Consider the following 20,300-nt stretch of genomic DNA (forward strand, 5'->3'; position numbering starts at 1 on the left):
AGTCAGCCCTACAGCAGCTCGGTCTTACGCTGGATGATGCGCGAGACCAGCCCGTATTCGACCGCCTCCGCAGCCGAGAGCCAGCGGTCGCGCTCGATGTCGGCCAGCACCACGTCGATCGGCTTGCCGGTTTCGCGTGCAATTTCGTGCGCGATGCGATGGCGGGCCTTGATGATCTCCTGCGCCTGGATCGCGATGTCTGTCGCCTGCCCGCCCGCGCCACCGCTCGGTTGGTGAATGAGAAAGCGCGTATTGGGCAGGCACACCCGGCGTTCCTTCGGCGCGGCCAGGTAAAGATGCGTGGCAGCGCTGCCGACCCATCCGGTGCCGATCATGTTCACCGGCGCGGAAATGAAGCGCACGATGTCGTGAATGGCATCGCCCGATTCCAGGTGGCCGCCGGGCGAGCTCACCAGAATGTCGATGGGTTTGTCCTGGCTGTCGGCGTCGAGCGCGATGAGCCTGCGCGTGACGTCGGCGGCCACCGAGTCGGTGATGCTGCCGAAGATCAGCAGCGTGCGCGACTTGAAGGCTTTCTCTTCCAGGTAGGAATTGCGCGGCTCCGCGGTGGCGGCGGGCGTGGTGTCGTCGTCGGTTTCCATGATCAAGAAGCACTCCTGTGATTGAACGGCATCTTGCCGATCAGACAGACAGTTTCGCCGACATTGCATGCACGCGTGGCAGCGGCACCAACTCAACCCGCCAGACGTCCCGCCACCAGTTGCAGCACGCGGTCGCAGCGCTTTGCAAGCTCCTGGTCGTGCGTCACCATCACGAAGGCCGTGCGATGCTTGTGCGCGAGTTCGATCATCAGCGCGAACACGGTGTCGGCCGTGTTGCGGTCGAGGTTGCCCGTGGGTTCGTCGGCCAGCACGCAGGCCGGTTGCGTGACCAGGGCGCGCGCAATGGCCACGCGCTGGCGCTCGCCGCCGGAAAGCTCGGCCGGTCGGTGATGCAGACGGCCGCCAAGGCCCACGCTTTCGAGAATCTTGGTGGCGGCGGCTGCCGCTTGCGCGGGCTCGGTGCGCCGGATCTTGAGCGGCATCGCCACGTTGTCGAGCGCGCTGAATTCAGGCAGCAAGTGGTGGAACTGGTAGACGAAACCCAGGTGCTGGTTGCGCAGGCGGCCCTGCTCGGCCGCATCGGCATGCGCAATGTCCTTGCCGAGCAGCTCGACCTTTCCGGAGGTGGGCGCGTCGAGCCCGCCCATCAGGTGCAGCAGCGTGCTCTTGCCGGAGCCCGAGGCGCCGACGATCGCCAGCGTTTCTCCGGCGCGCACGTCCAGGTCGACGCCGTGCAGCACGGTGAGGTCGATGCGCCCCTCGTGAAAGCGCTTGGTGAGCCCGCGGGCCTTCAGGACGACATCACTCATAGCGCAGGGCCTCGGCGGGGTTGACGCGGCTCGCGCGCCAGCTCGGATACAGCGTGGCCAGGAAGGCCAGGACAAGGGAAATGATCGCAATCGGCATGATGTCGCTGCGCTGCGGGTCGCTCGGCATCTTGCTGATCAGGTAGATGTCCTTGGGCAGGAAGCTCGCATGAAAGAGCTGCTCGAGCGCGGGCACGATCACGTCGATGTTGTAGGCGATGCCCAGCCCCAGCAGCAGCCCGGCCACGGTGCCGATCACGCCGACCATGGCGCCCTGCACCACGAAGATGCCCATGATGCTACGCGGCGAGCTGCCCAGCGTGCGCAAGATGGCAATGTCCGCCCGCTTGTCGGTCACGGTCATCACCAGCGTGGACACCAGGTTGAAGGCGGCCACCGCCACGATGAGCGTGAGGATGATGAACATCATGCGTTTTTCGACCTGCACGGCCGCAAACCATGTCTTGTTCTGGCGCGTCCAGTCGCGAATGAGGAACTGGCCCGGCAGCGTGACGGCCATCTGGTCGGCCACGTCGCGTGCCTCGTTCAGGTCCTTGAGCTTGATGCGGATGCCGGTGGGCCCGTCGAGCCGGAACACGCGCTGCGCGTCTTCCGCGTGAATCATGGCCAGCGCGGAGTCGTACTCGTAGTGGCCCGAATCGAAGGTGCCCACCACGGTGAACTGCTTGAGCCGCGGCACCACACCCGCGGGCGTGACTTGGCCGCCGGGAGCCACCAGCGTGACCTGGTCGCCGGGCTGCACGAAGAGCGACCGCGCCAGTTCGCCGCCGAGCACGATGCCGAATTCACCCGGCACCAGCTTGTCGAGCGTGCCCTTTTGCGCGGTGGTGGCAATGTCGGTGACCTCGGGTTCGAGCTTGGGCACGATGCCGCGCACCAGCGTGCCCTTCATGTCCTCGCCGCGCGCAATGAGCGCCTGTGTGGCAATGAAGGGAGCCGCGCCGACCACCTCGGGGTTCTTGCGCGCGGCAGCCATGATGGCGTCGATGTCGGGCAGGGCCTGGCCGTCGCGCGAAAGGATTTCGATGTGCGACACCACGCCGAGCATGCGGTCGCGCACTTCCTTCTGGAAGCCGTTCATCACGCTGAGCACGATGATCAGTGCCGCCACCCCCAGCGCAATGCCGAGCATCGATACGCCCGAGATGAAGGAGATAAAGCCGTTGCGCCGTGTCGCCCGGCCTGCGCGCGTATAGCGCCAGCCGAGCTGCAGTTCATAAGGAAGTCGCATATTTCCAGTTCTTTGACGCGCTTCCGGCGCCAAGGGCGCTTCGGGGCGTTGCATCCCCGGGATTGTGGCATTCCCGGACAATAGGGGAATGGCCGAACCTCTCCCACGTCATCTGTTGATTCCCTTTGCTAGCCGCGGTTCCCCTGCATGCCGCGCCGCGCTGCCATCGCTTCGGCTGCCCAACCTCGAGTCCCTGCTCTCCCGGCTCTCGCTAATAGAGACCGATACGCAAGACGAAAGCACGCGCTCACCACCCCATGAACGGGCGCTGGCCGCGGCGCTGGGCATTTCCGCAGCCGACGGCTGCATTCCCTGGGCCGCGCTCGAAGCCAGGCAAATCGGCATTGCCGAGCCTGGCGACCGCGAAGGCTGGGGCCTGGTGTCGCTGTGCAACTGGCAGGTGGGCATCGACGACGTGGTGCTGGGCGACCCGTCCGCCATCGAGATCGACGCCGCCGAATCGGCCGCGCTGCTGGCTGCCGCACATCCCTTCTTCGAGGAAGACGGCATTGCGCTGCACCCCTCTTCCACCCCCGGCCGCTGGCTGGCGCGCGCGCGCATCTTCGACGGCTTGGCAACGGCATCCATCGACCGTGCGGTGGGCCACCCTATTTCGCAGTGGTCGCCGCTCGCCGAAGCGGCACGGCCGCTGCGCCGCCTCCAGAATGAAATGCAGATGCTGCTCTACACCCAACGCGTGAACGACGACCGCGCCGCCCGCGGCGTGCCGCCGATCAACTCTTTCTGGCTCAGCGGCACCGGCGCGCTGCAGGCGGATACGCCTTCGCCCGCGACTTCTGCGCCCACCGTGAGCGATGCGCTGCGCATCGCCGCATTGCGCGACGACGGCCCGGGTTGGGCACAAGCCTGGCAAGCACTGGATGCGGGCCCTATCGCCAGCCTGCTGGCCGACTACACCGCAGGCGCCGACGTCGCGCTCACGCTGTGCGGCGACCGTGCGGCACAGCGCTATGCAGTGCAGCAGCGCGGCCTGGTGGGCTGGGCCAAGAGCCTGTTCGACCGGCCACGCGCCGCCAACGTGCTCGAGGGCCTATGAAAATCATCGCCAGAGACATACCGCCCCGCACGGTCTGGGCGCTGGAGCAGGCCGGCGTGCACCCCTTACTGGCCCGCCTTTTCGCAGCGCGCGGCGTGCTGGCCAAGGACGAGCTCGACGACGGCCTGGCGCGCCTGCTGCCGCCCGACACGCTGCACGGTACGCGCGAGGCCGCGGTGCTGCTCGCCGATGCCATGGCGCAGGACAAGCGCCTGTGCATCGTGGCCGACTACGACTGTGACGGTGCCACCGCCTGCGCCGTCGGGGTGCGAGGCCTGCGCCTGCTTGGCGCAAAGAACGTGAGCTACCTGGTGCCCGACCGCGTGGTCGACGGCTACGGCCTCACGCCGCCCATTGCCGAGCGCGTGGCCAATAGCGGCGCCGACATGCTGATTACCGTCGACAACGGCATTGCCAGCGTCGAAGGCGTGGCTGCCGCCAAGGCGCGCGGCCTGCAGGTGCTGGTGACCGACCACCACCTGCCCGGCCCGGAATTGCCGGCCGCCGATGTGCTGGTGAACCCCAACCAACCGTGCTGCGGCTTCGAGAGCAAGAGCATTGCCGGCGTAGGCGTGATGTTCTATGTGCTGCTGGCGCTGCGCTCCGAGTTGCGCACGCGCGGCGTGTTTACCGCGGCCACGCAGCCCAAGCTGGATGTGCTGCTTCCGCTGGTGGCGCTCGGCACCGTGGCCGACGTGGTGAAGCTCGACGCCAACAACCGCCGCCTGGTGGCGCAGGGCCTGCGGCGCATTCGCGCGGGCGCGCTGCCGGCAGGCATTGCGGCGCTGTTCAAGGCGGCGGGGCGCAACGCTGCCGTGGCCACCACTTTCGACTTCGGCTTTGCACTGGGCCCGCGCATCAATGCGGCCGGACGCCTCGCCGACATGACGCTGGGCATCGAATGCCTGCTGACCGACGACACGGGCCGCGCCGACGAACTCGCGCGCATGCTCGACGGCATCAACCGCGAGCGGCGCGACATCGAGGGCGGCATGCGCGACCAGGCGCTGATGCTGGCCGAATCGCTGTTCGGCCCTGATGCCAAGGGCGGCGAGGCGCCGCCGGCCGCCATCAGCGTGTTCGATGCGGAATTTCACGAAGGCGTGGTCGGCATCGTGGCCTCGCGCCTGAAAGACCGCTTCCATCGCCCGACCTTCGTGTTTGCCGCGAGCGGCGCACCCGGCAAGGAGCACGAGCTCAAGGGCTCGGGCCGGTCGATTCCGGGCTTTCACCTGCGGGATGCGCTCGACCTGGTGGCCAAGCGGCATCCGGGCGTGCTGCTGCGCTTCGGCGGCCATGCCATGGCGGCGGGCTGCACCGTGGCGCGCGAGAAGTTCGAGGTGTTCGAGCGGGCACTGGCCGAGGTGGCCCACGAGTGGCTCGACGCAGCCACGCTGACCCGGCGCCTGGACACCGACGGGCCGCTGGAACGCGAGTACATGCGCATCGACCTCGTCGACACGCTGCACCGCGAGGTGTGGGGCCAGGGCTTTGCGCCGCCCACCTTCAGCGAGGAAGTGGAGGTGGTGTCGCAACGCCTCGTCGGCGAAAAGCACCTGGCGCTCAAGCTGCGGCACCAGGGCCATCCGGTCGATGGCATCTGGTTCGGCCATACCGACCCGCTGCCCGCGCGCGTGAAGCTCGCCTTCAGGCTCGATGCCGATGAGTGGCAGGGGGTGCGCCGCGTGCGCTTCCTGGTCGAGGGCGCGGAGATTTAGCTCGCCCCAGGCTTCGCGCGACACGGCGGGCACGCGGTCGGGACGGATTCCTACGCCGCCCGAGCAGCGGCGTTTTACGGTGGTCATTTGCATGAGGAGCCCAGGCATCATGAAATCGACCACCGCATCACCTCCCAGATCCGCCAAGTCATCCAAGTCCGCAGGACCAGCCCAGACGGCGGCCAAGCATCGGGAAGTCCAACGCGCGCAAGATGAAAAGGACAGCGCGAAACCCGCCGCCAAGAAGTCCAGCCAGCCCGCACAGGCAGGCTCGCGCCCGCAGCCGGCCAACCCGATGCCGGCACAGCACCTGAGCAAGCCCGGCCAGGAAGCAGACATGGCGCTGCGCCCCCGGTTCGAGGCGCCGGACTACCAGGGCAGCGGCAAGCTCGAAGGCATGACGGCACTGATCACCGGCGGCGACTCGGGCATTGGGCGCGCCGTGGCGCTGCTCTATGCGCGCGAAGGCGCCGACGTGGCCATCGTGCATCTCGATGAAGACGAGGACGCGGAGGAAACACGGCGGCACGTGGAAGACGAAGGCGCGCGCTGCATCGTGATCAAGGGCGACGTCTGCGATCCGGCGTTCTGCCGCGAAGCGGTCGACAAGACCATCGAAGCCTTCGGCAAGCTCGACATCCTGGTGAACAACGCGGCCTTCCAGCTGCATGCGGCATCGATCGAGGACATTACCGATGAGCGCTTCGACCTGACGCTCAGGACCAACGTGTTCGGCTATTTCCAGATGGCGCGCGCCGCGGTGCCGCACCTGGGCCAGGGCTCGTCGATCATCAACACCGGCTCGGTCACCGGCCTGGAGGGAAGCGCGCACCTGCTCGACTACTCGACCACCAAGGGCGCCATACACGCCTTCACCAAGTCGCTGGCCAGCAATCTGCTGCCGAAGGGCATCCGCGTGAATGCGGTGGCGCCCGGGCCGGTGTGGACGCCCTTGAACCCGGCGGACAGCCCGCCCGAAAAGGTCAAGGACTTCGGCAAGAACACCGACATGCAAAGGCCCGCACAGCCCGAAGAGCTCTCCCCCGCCTATGTGTTCCTGGCCGCGCCGAGTTGCGCCAGCTACATCACCGGCATCGTGCTGCCGATCACGGGCAGCGTGGGCGCGGTTTGAGTGCCGTCAATAGCTTCTGCAGTGTTCTGGACCGCGGCACGTCTTGCACCAGAGGCGGCACCGAGACGGCCAGCAGCAATGCCGCGAGCGGCACCACGCATACGAAGCCGAGATAGCTGAAGCCTAGTGCGCCGACGATTCCGCCCAGCACGAACATGCCGATCAGCCCGCCCGCCGCCTGCATCTTGCGGCGGTTGTGCCGCACCATCCCCCGCTCGGGCGTTGCATGGCGGTTCCAGTAGAGCAGCTTGCCCAGTTCCATGCCCACATCGGTGATGTTGCCTGTCATGTGGGTCGTTCGAATGCTGCCCCCGGAGGTCTTGGAGCCCACGGCGTTCTGCAAGCCCATGATGAACGAGAGCAACAGCACCGTGAGCGGCACCGCAAACGGCGTGGGCCATGTCAGGGTGATGGCCCCGATCAGGCCGAACGGAAACATGAGCGCCGCCTCCAGCAGCAGCGGTACCGCATAGACGCTGCGCAAGCGATGCTGGCGGCCCCAGTTCACAAGAATCGCGCAGACGGCCGCCCCCGAAAGAAACGCCAGGATGGCACCCAGTGCATTCAGCAGCAGCTTGGTGTTGCCAAGCACCAGGCTGTCGGCGAACTGCGACGCGAAACCCGTCATGTGCGACGTATACATGTGCAGCACAAGAAAACCGCCTGCATTGAACGCGCCGGCATTGAAGGCCAGCAGAAGGCCGAGCACCCGGTTCGTCGAAGGGGCGCGGTGCCGGTGGGTAAGAAAGCGGATTCTGCGCATCAGCGTGCAACTTGCGCTTTCGACTCTAGCACCCGGCAGGAGCAACGACCCGGGTTACCACGCTTTCGAGACGGCGCCACCTGAGGAATGCGCTGATTACACTTTGCACCGGTCTGCGTTGTGCATACGTGTTCACATATTCAAAGGTTCCGATGAAAGTCTCTGCTCTTCTGATCGCCGCCGCGCTCGCCGCGTCTGCCCTTCCCGCCGTGGCACAGGTTTCGGTCAACATCAACCTGCCCCTGGTCCAGGTTGCGCCTCCCGCGCCTCGCTATGAGCCGATGCCGGGCCCCAGGTCCGGCCAGGTGTGGGTGCCGGGACACTGGCAATGGAACCAGCGCGCCTATGTCTGGCGCGCCGGCTTCTGGCAGGCTGCACGGCCGGACTACGCCTATGCGCCCGGCCGCTGGGTTCAGGCGGATGGTGGATGGCGGTGGATGGAAGGCAACTGGCGCCGGGCAGAGAGGCCTCGCCACGCCGATCATGGCGGTGACCACGGCGGCGGCGGGCACCAGCACTGCCCACCGGGACAAGCCAAGAAAGGCCGTTGCTGATCTCTGTCAGCAGCTGGAAATGAAAAAAGGGGCGAGAAATCGCCCCTTTTTGTTTGCCGGCCAGGCGGATGCCTTTCCGGGATCTTCGATATATGGTGCCGCTTGTCGGAATCGAACTGACGACCTTCCGCTTACAAGGCGGGTGCTCTACCAACTGAGCTAAAGCGGCACGAATCCTGGGATTTTAGCGGTGCGAAACGCGCCTACTTCACGCGCTTGAGCGAGGGGCGGCTGCCGCCACCGGCTGGAGGGCGCGGCGGCTCGTCGTGCGGCTCGGAGGATGAGCCGGAATCGTCACCGACATCGACCATTTCATCCGCGTCTTCACCCGTGACCAGGTGCACGATCTTGCCGGCATCGCCCTCGGTACCGCGCGAGGCATCGCGCAGCGGCATGCGCGCGGGCCCCTGGGGCGAAGGCGCTCCGGCGCCCGTGGAAGCAGCACCGCCCTCGGCGCCGCTGCCCGCGGGCACGGGAGCCGGAAAGGCCATGCCCTGCCCGTTCTCGCGTGCATAGATCGCGATCACACGGCCCACGGGCACGATGATTTCGCGCGCGCTGCCGGCAAAACGGGCCTTGAACTCGATGAAGTCGTTGCCGAGCTTGAGCGAACTGGTCGCGTCGAAGCTGATGTTCAGCACGATCTCGCCGTTTTTCACGTATTCGCGCGGCACCTGGACGGTGTCGTCGACCTGCACCGCGACATAAGGCGTAAACCCGTTGTCGGTGCACCATTCGTACAGCGCCCGAATGAGGTACGGGCGGGTGGAGGACGACTCGAGCGCGTTGATCATGAAAGACAGCGGAGAACGATTGACGCAGTTTTACTTGCGCATGACCTTTTCGGAAGGCGTCAGTGCTTCGATGTAGGCCGGGCGCGAGAAGATGCGCTCAGCGTACTTCAGAAGCGGCGCCGCGTTCTTGCTGAGGTCGATGCCGTAGTAGTCGAGGCGCCAGAGCAGCGGCGCAATGGCCACGTCGAGCATCGAGAAGTTGTCGCCCAGCATGTACTTGTTCTTGAGGAACACGGGTGCGAGCTGCGTGAGCCGGTCGCGAATGTGCGAGCGGGCCTTTTCGAGCGCCTTTTCGTTGCCCTTGGCAGTGCGGTTCTCGAGCGTGGCCACGTGCACGAAGAGTTCCTTCTCGAAGTTGAGCAGGAACAGGCGCACGCGGGCGCGGTCGACCGGGTCGCCGGGCATCAGCTGGGGATGCGGAAAGCGCTCGTCGATGTACTCGTTGATGATGTTCGACTCGTACAGGATCAGGTCGCGCTCGACGAGAATGGGCACCTGGCCGTACGGGTTCATCACGCTGATGTCTTCGGGCTTGTTGTAGAGGTCGACGTCGCGGATTTCGAAATCCATGCCCTTTTCGAACAACACGAACCGGCAGCGGTGGGAAAAGGGGCAGGTCGTTCCTGAATACAAGACCATCATGGCGAGAGACTCCTAAAAATCAAAAAGAGTGGGTCGCGTTGGCAACCCACTCTGTGGGACCGGACGCACGGGGCGCCCGGTCGGCGTGGACGGAACTACTTGACGTCTTTCCAGTACGAGGCGTTCAGTCGCCACACGAAAACCAACGACATGGCCAGGAACAGCAGCACCCACACGCCGATGCGGATGCGCGTGTTCTGTGCCGGCTCGGCCATCCATTGCAGATAGCCCACCAGGTCGCCCACGGCATTGTCGAACTGCAGCGGCGTCATGGTGCCGGGGGTGACTTGCTCCCAGCCCTTGAACACTTCGGTGGCGTGGCCGTGCTGCTCGACCTTGGTGTAGACCGGGCGGCGCTCGCCTTGCAGCTCCCACAGCGGGTTGGGCATGGCAACGCTCGGGAACACGAGGTTGTTCCAGCCGGTGGCCTTGGTGTCGTCGCGGTAGTAGGTGCGCAGGTAGGTGTACAGGTAGTCGGCACCGGTGCCGCCGTGGCCGGCGCGCGAGCGCGCGACCAGGGTCAGGTCGGGCGGCGTGGTGCCGAACCAGTCCTTGGCCTGGCGTGCGTCGATGTTGGCCTTCATGGTCTCGCCGACCTTGTCGGTCGAGAACAGCAGGTTGTCCTTGATCTGCTGCTCGGAAATGCCGATGTCCTGCAGGCGGTTGTAGCGCATGAAGGCCGCGGAGTGGCAGTTGAGGCAGTAGTTGACGAACAGCTTGGCGCCGTTCTGAAGGGAGGCGACGTCGGTGGTCTTGTTGGGCGCCTTGTCCCATGCAATACCGCCGGATTCGGCCGACGCGGCTGCGGAAAAGGTCAGGCCCAGTGCCAGGCCCACAACCGCGAGCCAGCCAGAAATGCTTTTCTTCATCGTGTTTCTCTCGAGCTCTCTTGGGCTTCTCAGTGGGCGGCGAAGGTCACGCGGTCGGGCACGGGCTTGAACTCGCCCTTGCTGCTCCACCAGGGCATGAGCAGGAAGAAACCGAAGTAGAAAAGCGTGCCGATCTGGGAGATGGTCTGCGCGATGTCGAGCGCGAACGAACCGATGACCAGGTTGCCCCAGACGCCGGGCGCCTGGATACCCAGGTAGCCAAGGATCAGGAAGAGGAACACGAAGACGCCGTAGACATACTTGTGCCAGCCCGGACGATAGCGGATCGACTTGACTTCGCTCTTGTCCAGCCAGGGCAGGAAGAACAGGATGATGACCGAACCGCCCATCACGACCACGCCCCAGAACTTGGCGTCGAAGGCCTTGAGCAGGAAGATCGCCACGGCCGCCACCACGACGACCGCGATTTTGAGCGCGGTGCCCGACTTGCCCTTGACGAAGTTCAGGATGGCCGCCAGGCCGATGATCAGCGCGAACACGTTGACCATGTCGTCGGTGGTTGCACGCAGCATCGAATAGAACGGCGTGAAGTACCAGACCGGCGCAATGTGGTTGGGCGTCTTGAGCGAATCGGCCGGAATGAAGTTGTTGTACTCCAGGAAGTACCCACCTGCTTCGGGCGCGAAGAACACCACGGCCGAGAAGATCGTGAGGAACACCACCACGCCGAAGATGTCGTGCACCGTGTAGTACGGGTGCGACGGGATGCCGTCGAGCGGATGGCCATCAGGGCCGCGCTTGGCCTTGATCTCGATGCCGTCGGGGTTGTTGGAACCCACTTCGTGCAGCGCGATCAGGTGAGCCACCACAAGGCCGAGCAGCACCAGCGGCACGGCAATCACGTGGAAGCTGAAGAAGCGGTTGAGCGTTGCGTCGCTCACCACGTAGTCGCCGCGGATCAGCAGCGCCAGGTCAGGACCGATGAACGGGATGGCGGCGAACAGGTTCACGATCACCTGGGCGCCCCAGTAGCTCATCTGGCCCCAAGGCAGCAGGTAGCCCATGAAGGCTTCGGCCATCAGGCACAGGAAGATTGCGCAGCCGAACACCCAGATCAGCTCGCGCGGCTTGCGGTAGCTGCCGTACATGAGGCCGCGGAACATGTGCAGGTACACCACGATGAAGAACGCCGAGGCGCCCGTCGAGTGGATGTAGCGGATGAGCCAGCCCCAGGGCACGTCGCGCATGATGTACTCGACCGATGCGAACGCCTGGTTCGCGTCGGGCTTGTAGTGCATCACCAGGAAGATGCCGGTCACGATCTGGATCACGAGGACCAGCATCGCGAGCGAGCCGAAGATGTACCAGAAGTTGAAGTTCTTCGGCGCGTAGTACTTGCCCCACTGGTCGTTCCAGAGCTTGGTCAGCGGGAAGCGGTTGTCGACCCAGTTGAGCAGCTTCTCGCCGGCGGGCGCGTTGGGGGAAATTTCGTGGAATTCAGCCATGTTCTTCTTCTGCCTCAGGCCTTCTTGTCTTCGCCGATGAGCAACTTGGTGTCCGACACGTACATGTGCGGGGGCACCGGCAGGTTGTCAGGCGCGGGCTTGTTCTTGAAGACGCGGCCGGCCAGGTCGAAGGTGGAACCGTGGCAGGGGCACAGGAAGCCGCCTTCCCAGTCGTTCGGCAGCGAAGGCTGCGGGCCGGCCTGGAGCCGGTCGACGGGCGAACAGCCGAGGTGGGTGCAGATACCCACCACCACCAGCACGTCGGGCTTGATAGAGCGGTGCTGGTTTTGCGCGTATTCGGGGGTGAACTCGTCGGGGTGCCGCTTGGAGAGCGGATCGGCCAGCTGGCCGTCGAGCTTGGCGAGCTCGGCCACCTGCTCGGGCGAACGCTTGAGGATCCAGACGGGCTTGCCGCGCCATTCGACGGTGATCTTCTCGCCGACCTTGAGGCCCGCAATGTCCACCTCGACCGCAGCGCCCGCGGCCTTGGCCTTTTCGGAGGGCTGGAAAGTACTTACGAAGGGAATCGCGGTGGCCACGCCTCCCGCTACGCCGGCACAGCTGGATGCGATTAACCACGTCCGCTTGCTTGTGTCGATCCGGGGGGAGCCGGAGGTCATGTCACTCATGGGGATCCTCTAAGTCTTCTTCGCTGGAGCAGGGTCAACCGGCGATTGTAGCGGGCTGTTGCGGGCATATTCAACGCCGCGGGTCCGGAGCACGCCCGAACGCGCCTCTCCGGCGCCCTTGGAAGATCAATTAAGAACAATTAATTAGTATTTATTTGCAACTTATTTACAAGACATTTCGACACAACGATTTGCACCAACAAAGCGTCGCAAAAGGCTAAATTAGTTGCGGCACACTTCGCTAGCTGCTAATCTTGTTCCAACTGTTAATCGTCAAATCAAAAGGATGTTTGCCATGAAAATCAAGACTCTGGTTTCCGCAACCGTCATTGCAGCTGCGAGCATTTCTTCGGCTCTGGCGCAAGCCCCGACCCCGACGCCTCCCGTTCAAACGCCCGGCCCGCAGCCGGCAAGCGCCACCGGCGCAACCAACTCCGCGTTCGGCCGCATCACTGCCGGCCAAGCTGGCGGCATAGCAGCCAGCGTCGGCCTGGCAGCTGCCGTTGCCAGTGGCAACGGGGGCAACAGCGGTGGCGGTAGCGGCACCGGCGGTACGGGCGGCACCGGTACAGGTACCACCGGCACGAATTGATCGTGCGGGCCCTCCTGACGGGAGGGCACTCGCTGAAAAGTCCGCGCGTGGGCCACGCCACGCGACTTGTTGAATGCTGTCTTTTGGCGGCATTTCTTTTGGGCGTTGGCGGCTGTTCTTCCGGCTCTTCTGCCATGCTGGCAACGGCGCGGCATATATATAACGGCGCCCCTCCGGCGCCCCTGCCCGCCTTTAATCCTAATTACCGCTATTTGCGTGTAGCCACCGGCGACCAGACGGTGTTCATGGTGCTCGGCTATATCGACAAGCGTCCCGAAGGTGCGGTCGAGGTCTGGTACAGCGGCAGCGGCGAGGTCGTCAGGCTGCTCGATGGACGCCTGGTGGGAACCACCGGCCTTTCCACCGATTGGCGGGAGGTGCGGTTCTCGGGCCTGCCCGCCTGGACGGCCGATGTGGCCAGCACGCCCCCGGCGAAGAGCTATCAACGCCAGCGCGACATGATGCCGGGCTACCGTTTCGGCATTCGCGACGAGATCGTGCTGGCGCCGATTGCCGCACCGCAGCAAGTCGCCCTGGCTGGCACGGCGGCTGCTTCCCTGCGCTGGTACGAGGAGCGCAGCGTTTCCCGGCCGGCAAGCGCCTCGCTGCCTCCCGCGCGCTTCGGCGTCTCGCAAGCGGGCGGTACCCCTCGGGTCGTTTATTCCGAGCAATGTATTTCCAATGATCTGTGTATGAGTTTCGAGCAGTGGACGCCTTCTTCCCCAGCACCCGTCGCAGCGGCGAGCGCTGGTACATGAGCCGTTTGCTTCTTCGTGGCTCCGGCAGACAACCCTGGCCTCTCCGCGCGGTGGTGGCGTGCGCGCTCGCGGCCAGTTGCGCCGCGGCGGCCCAGCCCCTGGGCAGCAGCCCCGTCGACAACAAGACACCAGCCAACGATGCCGACATCCGCCCCGGCGAGCGCCTGAGTGCCTGGCTGCTGCGGCAGCCAGCCGAAACAGCGGCGCCCGGGTTGTCGTGGCGCATTCCGCAGGAACGGCTGGCGCAGCAATTTTTGAAGAACCAGGTGCTGCTGCGGCTCGAGGCCGCCAGGCGGCGCGCCCCCCGGGCCGAACAGGCCCGGCGCCAGCAGCTGATCGCATGGCTGCAGAACCTTCCCGTCACGGGGCGGGTTGCGCTCGGCATCGTGGACCCGCGCTGGCTCGAGGCGCACCCCGAAGAAGATCCGGTGCTCACGGCCGGGCAGCAACTCATTGCGCCTCCGCCAGTCCTGAGCACCATTTCGGTGGTGCAGCCCGACGGGCGGCTCTGCCAGGTGGCGCACGAACCCGGCCGCACGGCATGGGACTACGTGGCGGCCTGCGATCCCGAAGGCAAGCACGACTGGGCCTGGGTGGCGCAGCCCGACGGCCGCACCGCGCGGGTCGGCATGGCAAAGTGGAATGCGCACCCGTCGGACGAGCCGGCACCTGGCGCCTGGGTATGGGCGGCACCTCGAGGCATGGGCGACCTGGAAGCAGCTTCCGAAGGGCTGATCAAGTTTCTCGCAACGCAAGGGCCGTCGCCGCAGGGCAATACGGCGGCAGAAACGCCCGCCGTAGCTACCGCCCTTGCCGCCAGCGCTCCTGCAGCATCTGCGGCTGCGGCACCTGCGGCCATTCCATTGGCGGCAGAGCCCTCTCCGCCGGCCACCCCGTTCCAGCCTACGAGCGTTTCGGTGCGCCCCGAGGCGGCACCGCAGTACCGCGCGCTGCAGCCCAGCGGCAATGACTGGGGCGAAACCGGCTTGCTGCAGACGCCCTCCGCCCGCATGGGCCAGACGGGGGACATGCGCACCTCCATCACGCATGTCTCGCCCTATACGCGGCTGAACGTGATGTTCCAGCCGCTGGATTGGCTGGAAGCCGGCTTCCGCTACACGTCCATCGGCAACCGCATCTACGGCATCGGCCTGAGCAACCAGGACTACAAGGACAAGAGCATCGACTTCAAGGCGCGGCTGTGGAAAGAGTCCGCCTACCTCCCTGAAGTGGCGCTGGGCTTTCGCGACATCGGCGGTACGGGCCTCTTTTCGTCCGAGTACCTGGTCGCGAGCAAGCGCCACGGCGACCTGGATTTCAGCCTAGGCATCGGCTGGGGCTACATGGGCAGCAGCGGCAACATCAGCAACCCGTTCGGCTTGCTGAGCAGCCGCTTCAAGACCCGCGTCAGCGAGACCACATGGGGCGGCGCCAACTTCGGCCGGCTCTTTCGCGGACCCACCGCACTCTTCGGCGGCGTGCAATGGCGCACGCCCTGGGACCCGCTCACGCTCAAGCTCGAGTTCGAGGGCAACAACTACAAGAACGAGCCACTCAACAACGACCAGCCGCGGCGCTCTCCGATCAACATCGGCCTGGAATACCGCTACGCCCCGGGCGTGACCTTTTCTGCCGGCCTGGAGCGCGGCAACAAGGTGATGGTGGGCCTCACGCTGCAGACCAACCTGGCGAACATGCAGATGGCCAAGACGGCGGATCCCCCGGCGCCCCGCTTTTCGCCAACGCCACCCGCCACTTCGCCAGGCTGGCCCGCCACCGCGGCCGACATCGAAAGCCGCACCGAGTGGACCGTCCAGCGCATTGCGCCGCAAGGCCAGATGCTGCACGTGTGGATCACCGAAAGCGCCACCGTCTACCGCAACGCGCGCGTCGAGCAGATCATTGCCGTGCTGCACCGCGATGCGCCCGGCTCGATCAAGAACTTCGTGATCCACTATTCGGAACGCGGCTTGCCCATGCATGCGCAAGTGATCGACCGGAACGAATGGGTCACGGCGCACTACCAGGCGCAAACGCCGAGCGAAGCGCGCACGGCCAGCCAGCGCGACTACGCGCCTCCGCCCATCGGCGCGGACTTCCAGCCCCCCAACATTTCGAATGCCAATGCGGCCATCGCCTCGAGGGACGCCCCCGGCATCGCGGACGACAACAAGGCGCTCGCGCCGTGGGAGCGCCGCACCCCCAAATTCAGCATCGGCCTGACACCCAGCCTCGGCCAGATCCTGGGCGGCCCCAATGCGTTCGTGCTCTACCAGATCGGCGTGCAGGCGGTTGCCGAATACCGCTTCACGCCGAGCACGTGGGTCAACGGTGCGCTGAACCTGCGCCTGCTCGACAACTTCGACAAGTTCACCTACACGGCGCCCAGCAACCTGCCGCGCGTGAGAACCCTGCAGCGCGAGTTCGTTACCGCCAAGCGCCTGACCATGCCGGTGCTGCAGCTGACGCACGTCGGCAGGCTCACGGACAACCAGTACTACAGCGTGTACGGCGGTGCGCTGGAAAGCATGTACGCGGGCGTGGGCGCGGAATGGCTCTATCGGCCATGGCGCAGCCGCATGGCCATCGGCATCGACTTCAACCATGTGCGCCAACGCGACTTCGACCAGGACTTCGGCCTGCGCGACTACAAGGTCAACACCGGCCACGCCACGCTCTATTGGGACACCGGCTGGAACGGCATCCTGGCCAAGATCAGCGCGGGCCAGTACCTGGCGGGCGACCGCGGGGTCACCATCGACATCAGCCGCCGCTTCGACAACGGCGTGGTGCTCGGCGCCTACGCCACCAAGACCAACATCTCGGCCAGGCAGTTCGGCGAAGGCAGCTTCGACAAGGGCATCTACATCTCGGTGCCCTTCGATGCGCTGCTGCCGCGCTCGAACAAGTTCACCGCCAACTTCGCATGGGCGCCGCTGGTGCGCGACGGCGGTGCGCGCCTGGGCCGCATCCACCCGCTGTACGAAATGACGTCCGCGCGCGACCCGAGTGCCTTCAAGTTCGGCCCGCCGGACAGCGGTGCCCCGGGCACGGGCGACAACATCCTGAAGTTCGAACGGCGCTAGGGCTCGCGCCCTTGCGCCCCTTCTGTCCCTTGCGCCCCTTTCGTCGCCAGGTTCAGCGAGCCTGCGGCGCAGCGGGGGCGCGCATGATGAAGAACAGCCAGGCCATCATTGCGACCGCCATGCAGGCAAAGCCCAGCGTCATGGCGTTGATGGTCTGGATGTAGGAGATCGGGCCCCTGGCCACGAGCATGCAGGCCGCGAACACCAGCGCACCGAAGATCGAGCACCACAAAAGAGCGCCGGGCCGGCCCGCGGCCCTGAAGCCGGTCCGCAGGCACATCGTCAGGCCGAAGATCGCGGGCGCATAGAAAAACGGCGAGAAATCCATTCCACCGTAGTTCTTTCCGAAGGCCAGCACCACCAGATGAGGCCCCAGCAGGCCCAGCAATACGCCGCCAATTTCCGCCACCACGAATCCGAAAACGACGAATTTGATGAACAGGCGAAAAGCGTCTTTCCGGTGGTCGGATTTCCAGCTGGCCGCCAGCTTCGGCAGGATGTAGTAGCCCAGCGCGAGCAACACGTACTGCATGGGCAGCAAGAAGGTGATGTAAATCTTCAGCAAGCCGCCCTGCGCCGAATCGGCCGAAGAGCCCAGCAGCAATATGGCGCCGCCCGTCATGATCCAGCTCATGAGCTGCGACAGGCTCGCCTTCCAGCCATAGCCCGACGCTTCCTTGAGGGTGAGGCTCTGCGCGGTGGCCGGCGCCGGCAGCGGCGCAATCACGTTCTTCAGGCCCGCAGCGATCAGGATCGAGAAGGGCAGCTGGATGACGGCAATCCACAACAGGGCCTGTGTCCATGAGGCAGGCTTCAGGCCGATCAGCACCGCCACATAGCCGATGCTGATCAGTACGCCCGATATGCACAGCACTGCGAACCGCCGCCCCACCAACAGGATGCTGCGAGAAATCCAGAAGATTTCGTAGCCGATGATCAACGCGACTCCGGCCCAGTTCAGCGGCCCCGGAAAACCGGTGAACTGCCACACCAGAAAGCCCGCAATCGACACCGCGGCAACCAGTGCCCAGCTCCACCAGGCGGCCGAGCGACTTGCGTAATAGCGCTTGATCAGCAGCGGTTCATGCACCACCGCCGTATGCAGGATGTATTGGAAGCTGACGATCGCAAGAAAAGCCGAAGCAATGCCGAAGTCCGAAGGCGACAACGCCCGCGCCAGCGCAAAGCTCAGCAGCAGTTGGCTCGCGCTATAGATGCACTGGTCTGCAACTGCATAGATCGGACCTCCCAGGCGTTTTCGGATTCCCGCGAACGACGCCATTCACTAGTCCGACAGCGAGAACAGAACCGGATAAGTGGTTGCCTTGACGGCAAAGCCTCCTTCGACCGGACTGCCGCAGCTCCCGTGGCGCACCTGCGGAAAGAAGTCGACGCGCGTGCACTTCTTTCCCTTGTCGGCCGCCACCAGAACGTTCTGTTCCGAGCTTTGCGTCCACACCACATGCAGCAATGAATTTCCGCGGCTCAGCACCAGCTTGTTCAGGCCGGAGGCGCTGTCGTAGGAAACCTTCCTGGAGTTTCTGGCGATCTTGAGGAATTCGGAAAGGCTGGAGAAGGCTTCCTTCTTTTCGCCCCCTTTGGACTTGAGGCCGAAGTTGTCCTCTCTCGAAACCACGGAGGTTCCGCGGTCCTTCCAGGCATAGAGATTCAAGAGCTTGATGCCGGCAGCCACATTGGTGAGGTACTCGCGCAAGATCAGCGAAGCCTGCGCGTTGCGGTCACGCACCGGCAGGTAAGACGCATAGCCCCACTCCGAAGCAACGATGCCGACCTTGCCGAGTTGCATCTGGTCGAGCTTTGCGCGCAGCTTTCCGTAGTCGGCAACCGCCGTTTCCGGAACCGAGCGGTACGGATGAATCGATACGTCCGTCAGGCAGTTGGCCTTGGCCCCGGACACAAAAGCATTTTCGAGTTGCGGTGGAACCTGCCCCTGGTTGAACGGAAGCTTCGCAAAACCGAAGCCCATGACGATCTTCGGCGGGTTCTTCAACTGCGCGATGCTGCGGCAAAACTCGGCCGTGGCAGTTTCGAAGTTCGAAAAGAGCGCCGGGTTCAGAAAGGTCTTGTGGTCGGGCTCGTTCCACAGTTCCCACACCGCCACGTCGGCGGCGTGTGCGTTCATGAATTCGGCCGCAAAGTTCGCGAACAGCTTTTCCTTCTGCCCGCCGGCCTGCTGGTCCGACGGGTCGTGCCCCCAGATCTCCCTGCCGCCGAACAGCGTCACGATGGCTTCGAGCCTGGCATTGCGCACGCGCCGGATCAGCTTCGAGTAATCGATCATTGCGGGGTTGACGCTTTTCAGCGGCGGCCGCACGCCGAACCGGACAAACTCGAAACCCGCCGCCCTGATTTCGTTCAGGTCTTCGTCCGATATGTCGCTCGGATCGATCTGCACGCTCAATGCGGTCGGATATTCGGTGCTCAGTTCGCTGACGCCCCGGGCCTGGGCCGGGAGCGAGATGGCGGCAAGCACCATCACTGCGCAGAACAGCTTGATGAATCCGGACAGGGGTGAAGATCTCATCAAAGCACCGACTCCTTGTAGAGATCGACGATGGCCGAGTTCATTCGGTCGGCGGTGTATTTCTTTTCGAAAATCTCCCGCCCGTTCTGCCCCATTCGCACCAGCTCCTCGTTCGGGATCTGGTCGATCTCGCGCAGCATTTCGTCCAGGCGATCGAGCGGAAACAGCCGTCCGTTTTTCGTGTCTTCGACAATGTCGACCAAGCCGCCCACCGCGGAGGCAAAAACCGGTTTGCCGCGTGCCATTGCCTCGACCGCTACAAAGCCGAAGCCTTCCCATCTCGACGGCACGATGACCGCGTCGCAAGACCGGTATGCGGCATCGAGTTCGTCCTTTTCGAGCCAACCCTTGAACTCGATCTCATCGGAATGGGCCAGGGAAAGATCGTTTCGAACAGCGCCGCCGACGATGGTCAGCTTGAATTTCGGCTGCACCCGAACATAGGAATCGAGCAATATATCGATGCCCTTCTGCCGGTCGAGCCGGCCAACGAAGAGGATCTGTCTTTGCCGCGGCTCAACCTCTTTCAGCGCCGCACCCTGTTCATGGCCCAGCGCCGCGGGGGTGATTCCGTTCGGAATGCACCTGCAGCGCTTGATGCCGAATTTCTCTGCAATGCGCAGTTCATGGTCGCTGATGCAGATGATCGCGTCGGTCCAATACGAAAGCAGCCATTCGGCCCAGCGATAGATCGACTTCTTGTACGAAGGGCCGATCTGGTCGAATGCCCAACCGTGCGAGCAATAGACGATCTTTGTCTCTTGCGGCACCTGGCCGAGCAGCGCCATTGCGCGCACAACTCCACCGGCAATCGAACTGTGGAGATGTAGAACCGAGGGGCGCTCGGTCCGGATGATCTTCCTGACTTCGGCGGCGTAGCTCGCAAGCGCCAAGGGGCTGCGCGCCGTGGGCACCACGTGGGTGTCTTGCGAACTGAGCCACTCCACCGGCCCGGGCAAGACGAACTTCGCCTGGGTGATCACGGGGGAGTTCTGCTGAAAGCCGGAAACCATCCGCAAATAGGTTTCCAGCCCGCCCTTGAGGGTTTCGGCAACGTGCAATATTTTCATGGCC

19 protein-coding genes and 1 tRNA gene are annotated in these 20,300 nt (G+C 64.6%); 7 read left to right on the forward strand and 13 right to left on the reverse strand.

Annotated elements, in window-relative coordinates:
* Positions 1-8 precede the first annotated feature (8 nt).
* The 3 genes from V9L21_RS00140 to V9L21_RS00150 form a co-directional block, all read right to left on the reverse strand.
* A complete protein-coding gene (locus V9L21_RS00140) occupies positions 9-602 on the reverse strand; it encodes an ATP-dependent Clp protease proteolytic subunit (protein WP_337308828.1) in 594 nt (197 codons plus the stop codon).
* A gap of 92 nt (positions 603-694) precedes the next feature.
* Positions 695-1,372, reverse strand: coding sequence for a lipoprotein-releasing ABC transporter ATP-binding protein LolD (gene lolD, locus V9L21_RS00145; protein ID WP_337308223.1), 678 nt, complete (start codon positions 1,370-1,372; stop codon positions 695-697).
* Positions 1,365-2,621 carry a lipoprotein-releasing ABC transporter permease subunit gene (locus V9L21_RS00150; protein WP_126745577.1) on the reverse strand — a complete coding sequence of 419 codons (1,257 nt, stop codon included), beginning with the start codon at positions 2,619-2,621 and terminating at the stop codon, positions 1,365-1,367. The genes lolD and V9L21_RS00150 overlap by 8 nt, the downstream gene beginning before the upstream one ends.
* A gap of 88 nt (positions 2,622-2,709) precedes the next feature.
* Here V9L21_RS00150 and V9L21_RS00155 point away from each other — a divergent pair, with 88 nt between their 5' ends.
* The 3 genes from V9L21_RS00155 to V9L21_RS00165 all read left to right on the forward strand — a co-directional run bounded on the left by V9L21_RS00155 (position 2,710) and on the right by V9L21_RS00165 (position 6,528).
* On the forward strand, positions 2,710-3,678 hold the full coding sequence (locus tag V9L21_RS00155) for a hypothetical protein (protein ID WP_337308224.1): 969 nt from the start codon (positions 2,710-2,712) through the stop codon (positions 3,676-3,678).
* Complete coding sequence (gene recJ / locus V9L21_RS00160; RefSeq protein WP_337308225.1) at positions 3,675-5,396, forward strand: single-stranded-DNA-specific exonuclease RecJ; 1,722 nt, start codon at positions 3,675-3,677, stop codon at positions 5,394-5,396. Before V9L21_RS00155 ends, recJ begins: the two co-directional genes overlap by 4 nt.
* A 109-nt stretch (positions 5,397-5,505) precedes the next feature.
* The gene (locus tag V9L21_RS00165; RefSeq protein ID WP_337308226.1) at positions 5,506-6,528 is read left to right on the forward strand and encodes an SDR family oxidoreductase; all 1,023 of its coding nucleotides are present in this window, start codon (positions 5,506-5,508) and stop codon (positions 6,526-6,528) included.
* On the opposite strand, the gene V9L21_RS00170 is transcribed toward V9L21_RS00165, so the two are convergent.
* The gene (locus tag V9L21_RS00170) at positions 6,503-7,291 is read right to left on the reverse strand and encodes a YoaK family protein (protein ID WP_337308227.1); all 789 of its coding nucleotides are present in this window, start codon (positions 7,289-7,291) and stop codon (positions 6,503-6,505) included. The genes V9L21_RS00165 and V9L21_RS00170 overlap by 26 nt on opposite strands.
* A gap of 152 nt (positions 7,292-7,443) precedes the next feature.
* On the opposite strand from V9L21_RS00170, the gene V9L21_RS00175 reads away from it, so the two are divergent.
* Complete coding sequence (locus V9L21_RS00175; protein ID WP_337308228.1) at positions 7,444-7,845, forward strand: hypothetical protein; 402 nt, start codon at positions 7,444-7,446, stop codon at positions 7,843-7,845.
* 93 nt (positions 7,846-7,938) lie between these two features.
* On the opposite strand, the gene V9L21_RS00180 is transcribed toward V9L21_RS00175, so the two are convergent.
* The 6 genes from V9L21_RS00180 to petA form a co-directional block, all read right to left on the reverse strand.
* Positions 7,939-8,014: transfer RNA gene (locus tag V9L21_RS00180), tRNA-Thr, on the reverse strand.
* Positions 8,015-8,048: 34 nt separating this feature from the next.
* A complete protein-coding gene (locus V9L21_RS00185; protein WP_337308229.1) occupies positions 8,049-8,639 on the reverse strand; it encodes a ClpXP protease specificity-enhancing factor in 591 nt (196 codons plus the stop codon).
* Between the two features lie 30 nt (positions 8,640-8,669).
* Positions 8,670-9,281: a glutathione S-transferase N-terminal domain-containing protein gene (locus tag V9L21_RS00190; protein ID WP_062473683.1), complete on the reverse strand. Its 612-nt coding sequence runs from the start codon at positions 9,279-9,281 to the stop codon at positions 8,670-8,672.
* A 95-nt stretch (positions 9,282-9,376) separates the two neighbouring features.
* Positions 9,377-10,150 carry a cytochrome c1 gene (locus V9L21_RS00195; RefSeq protein WP_337297759.1) on the reverse strand — a complete coding sequence of 258 codons (774 nt, stop codon included), beginning with the start codon at positions 10,148-10,150 and terminating at the stop codon, positions 9,377-9,379.
* Between the two features lie 29 nt (positions 10,151-10,179).
* On the reverse strand, positions 10,180-11,616 hold the full coding sequence (locus V9L21_RS00200; protein ID WP_258504444.1) for a cytochrome b: 1,437 nt from the start codon (positions 11,614-11,616) through the stop codon (positions 10,180-10,182).
* Positions 11,617-11,630: 14 nt separating this feature from the next.
* The gene (gene petA / locus V9L21_RS00205) at positions 11,631-12,245 is read right to left on the reverse strand and encodes a ubiquinol-cytochrome c reductase iron-sulfur subunit (protein WP_126745569.1); all 615 of its coding nucleotides are present in this window, start codon (positions 12,243-12,245) and stop codon (positions 11,631-11,633) included.
* A 295-nt stretch (positions 12,246-12,540) separates the two neighbouring features.
* Between petA and V9L21_RS00210 the strand changes: the two genes are divergently transcribed.
* From V9L21_RS00210 to V9L21_RS00220, 3 genes are all read left to right on the forward strand, one after another.
* Positions 12,541-12,837, forward strand: coding sequence for a hypothetical protein (locus V9L21_RS00210; protein WP_337308230.1), 297 nt, complete (start codon positions 12,541-12,543; stop codon positions 12,835-12,837).
* A 134-nt stretch (positions 12,838-12,971) separates the two neighbouring features.
* A complete protein-coding gene (locus tag V9L21_RS00215; protein ID WP_337308231.1) occupies positions 12,972-13,595 on the forward strand; it encodes a YjbF family lipoprotein in 624 nt (207 codons plus the stop codon).
* The gene (locus V9L21_RS00220; protein WP_337308232.1) at positions 13,592-16,681 is read left to right on the forward strand and encodes a YjbH domain-containing protein; all 3,090 of its coding nucleotides are present in this window, start codon (positions 13,592-13,594) and stop codon (positions 16,679-16,681) included. The genes V9L21_RS00215 and V9L21_RS00220 overlap by 4 nt, the downstream gene beginning before the upstream one ends.
* 52 nt (positions 16,682-16,733) lie before the next feature.
* On the opposite strand, the gene V9L21_RS00225 is transcribed toward V9L21_RS00220, so the two are convergent.
* Genes V9L21_RS00225 through V9L21_RS00235 form a run of 3 tightly spaced genes read right to left on the reverse strand, consistent with a single transcriptional unit; the run spans position 16,734 to position 20,296 of the window.
* Positions 16,734-17,963 carry a lipopolysaccharide biosynthesis protein gene (locus tag V9L21_RS00225; RefSeq protein ID WP_337308233.1) on the reverse strand — a complete coding sequence of 410 codons (1,230 nt, stop codon included), beginning with the start codon at positions 17,961-17,963 and terminating at the stop codon, positions 16,734-16,736.
* A gap of 3 nt (positions 17,964-17,966) precedes the next feature.
* Positions 17,967-19,226, reverse strand: coding sequence for a hypothetical protein (locus tag V9L21_RS00230; protein ID WP_337308234.1), 1,260 nt, complete (start codon positions 19,224-19,226; stop codon positions 17,967-17,969).
* Complete coding sequence (locus V9L21_RS00235) at positions 19,226-20,296, reverse strand: glycosyltransferase family 4 protein (protein ID WP_337308235.1); 1,071 nt, start codon at positions 20,294-20,296, stop codon at positions 19,226-19,228. Before V9L21_RS00235 ends, V9L21_RS00230 begins: the two co-directional genes overlap by 1 nt.
* Between the last annotated feature and the right edge of the window lie 4 nt (positions 20,297-20,300).

Source organism: Variovorax sp. CCNWLW235, assembly GCF_037204085.1.
Lineage (GTDB): Bacteria > Pseudomonadota > Gammaproteobacteria > Burkholderiales > Burkholderiaceae_C > Variovorax.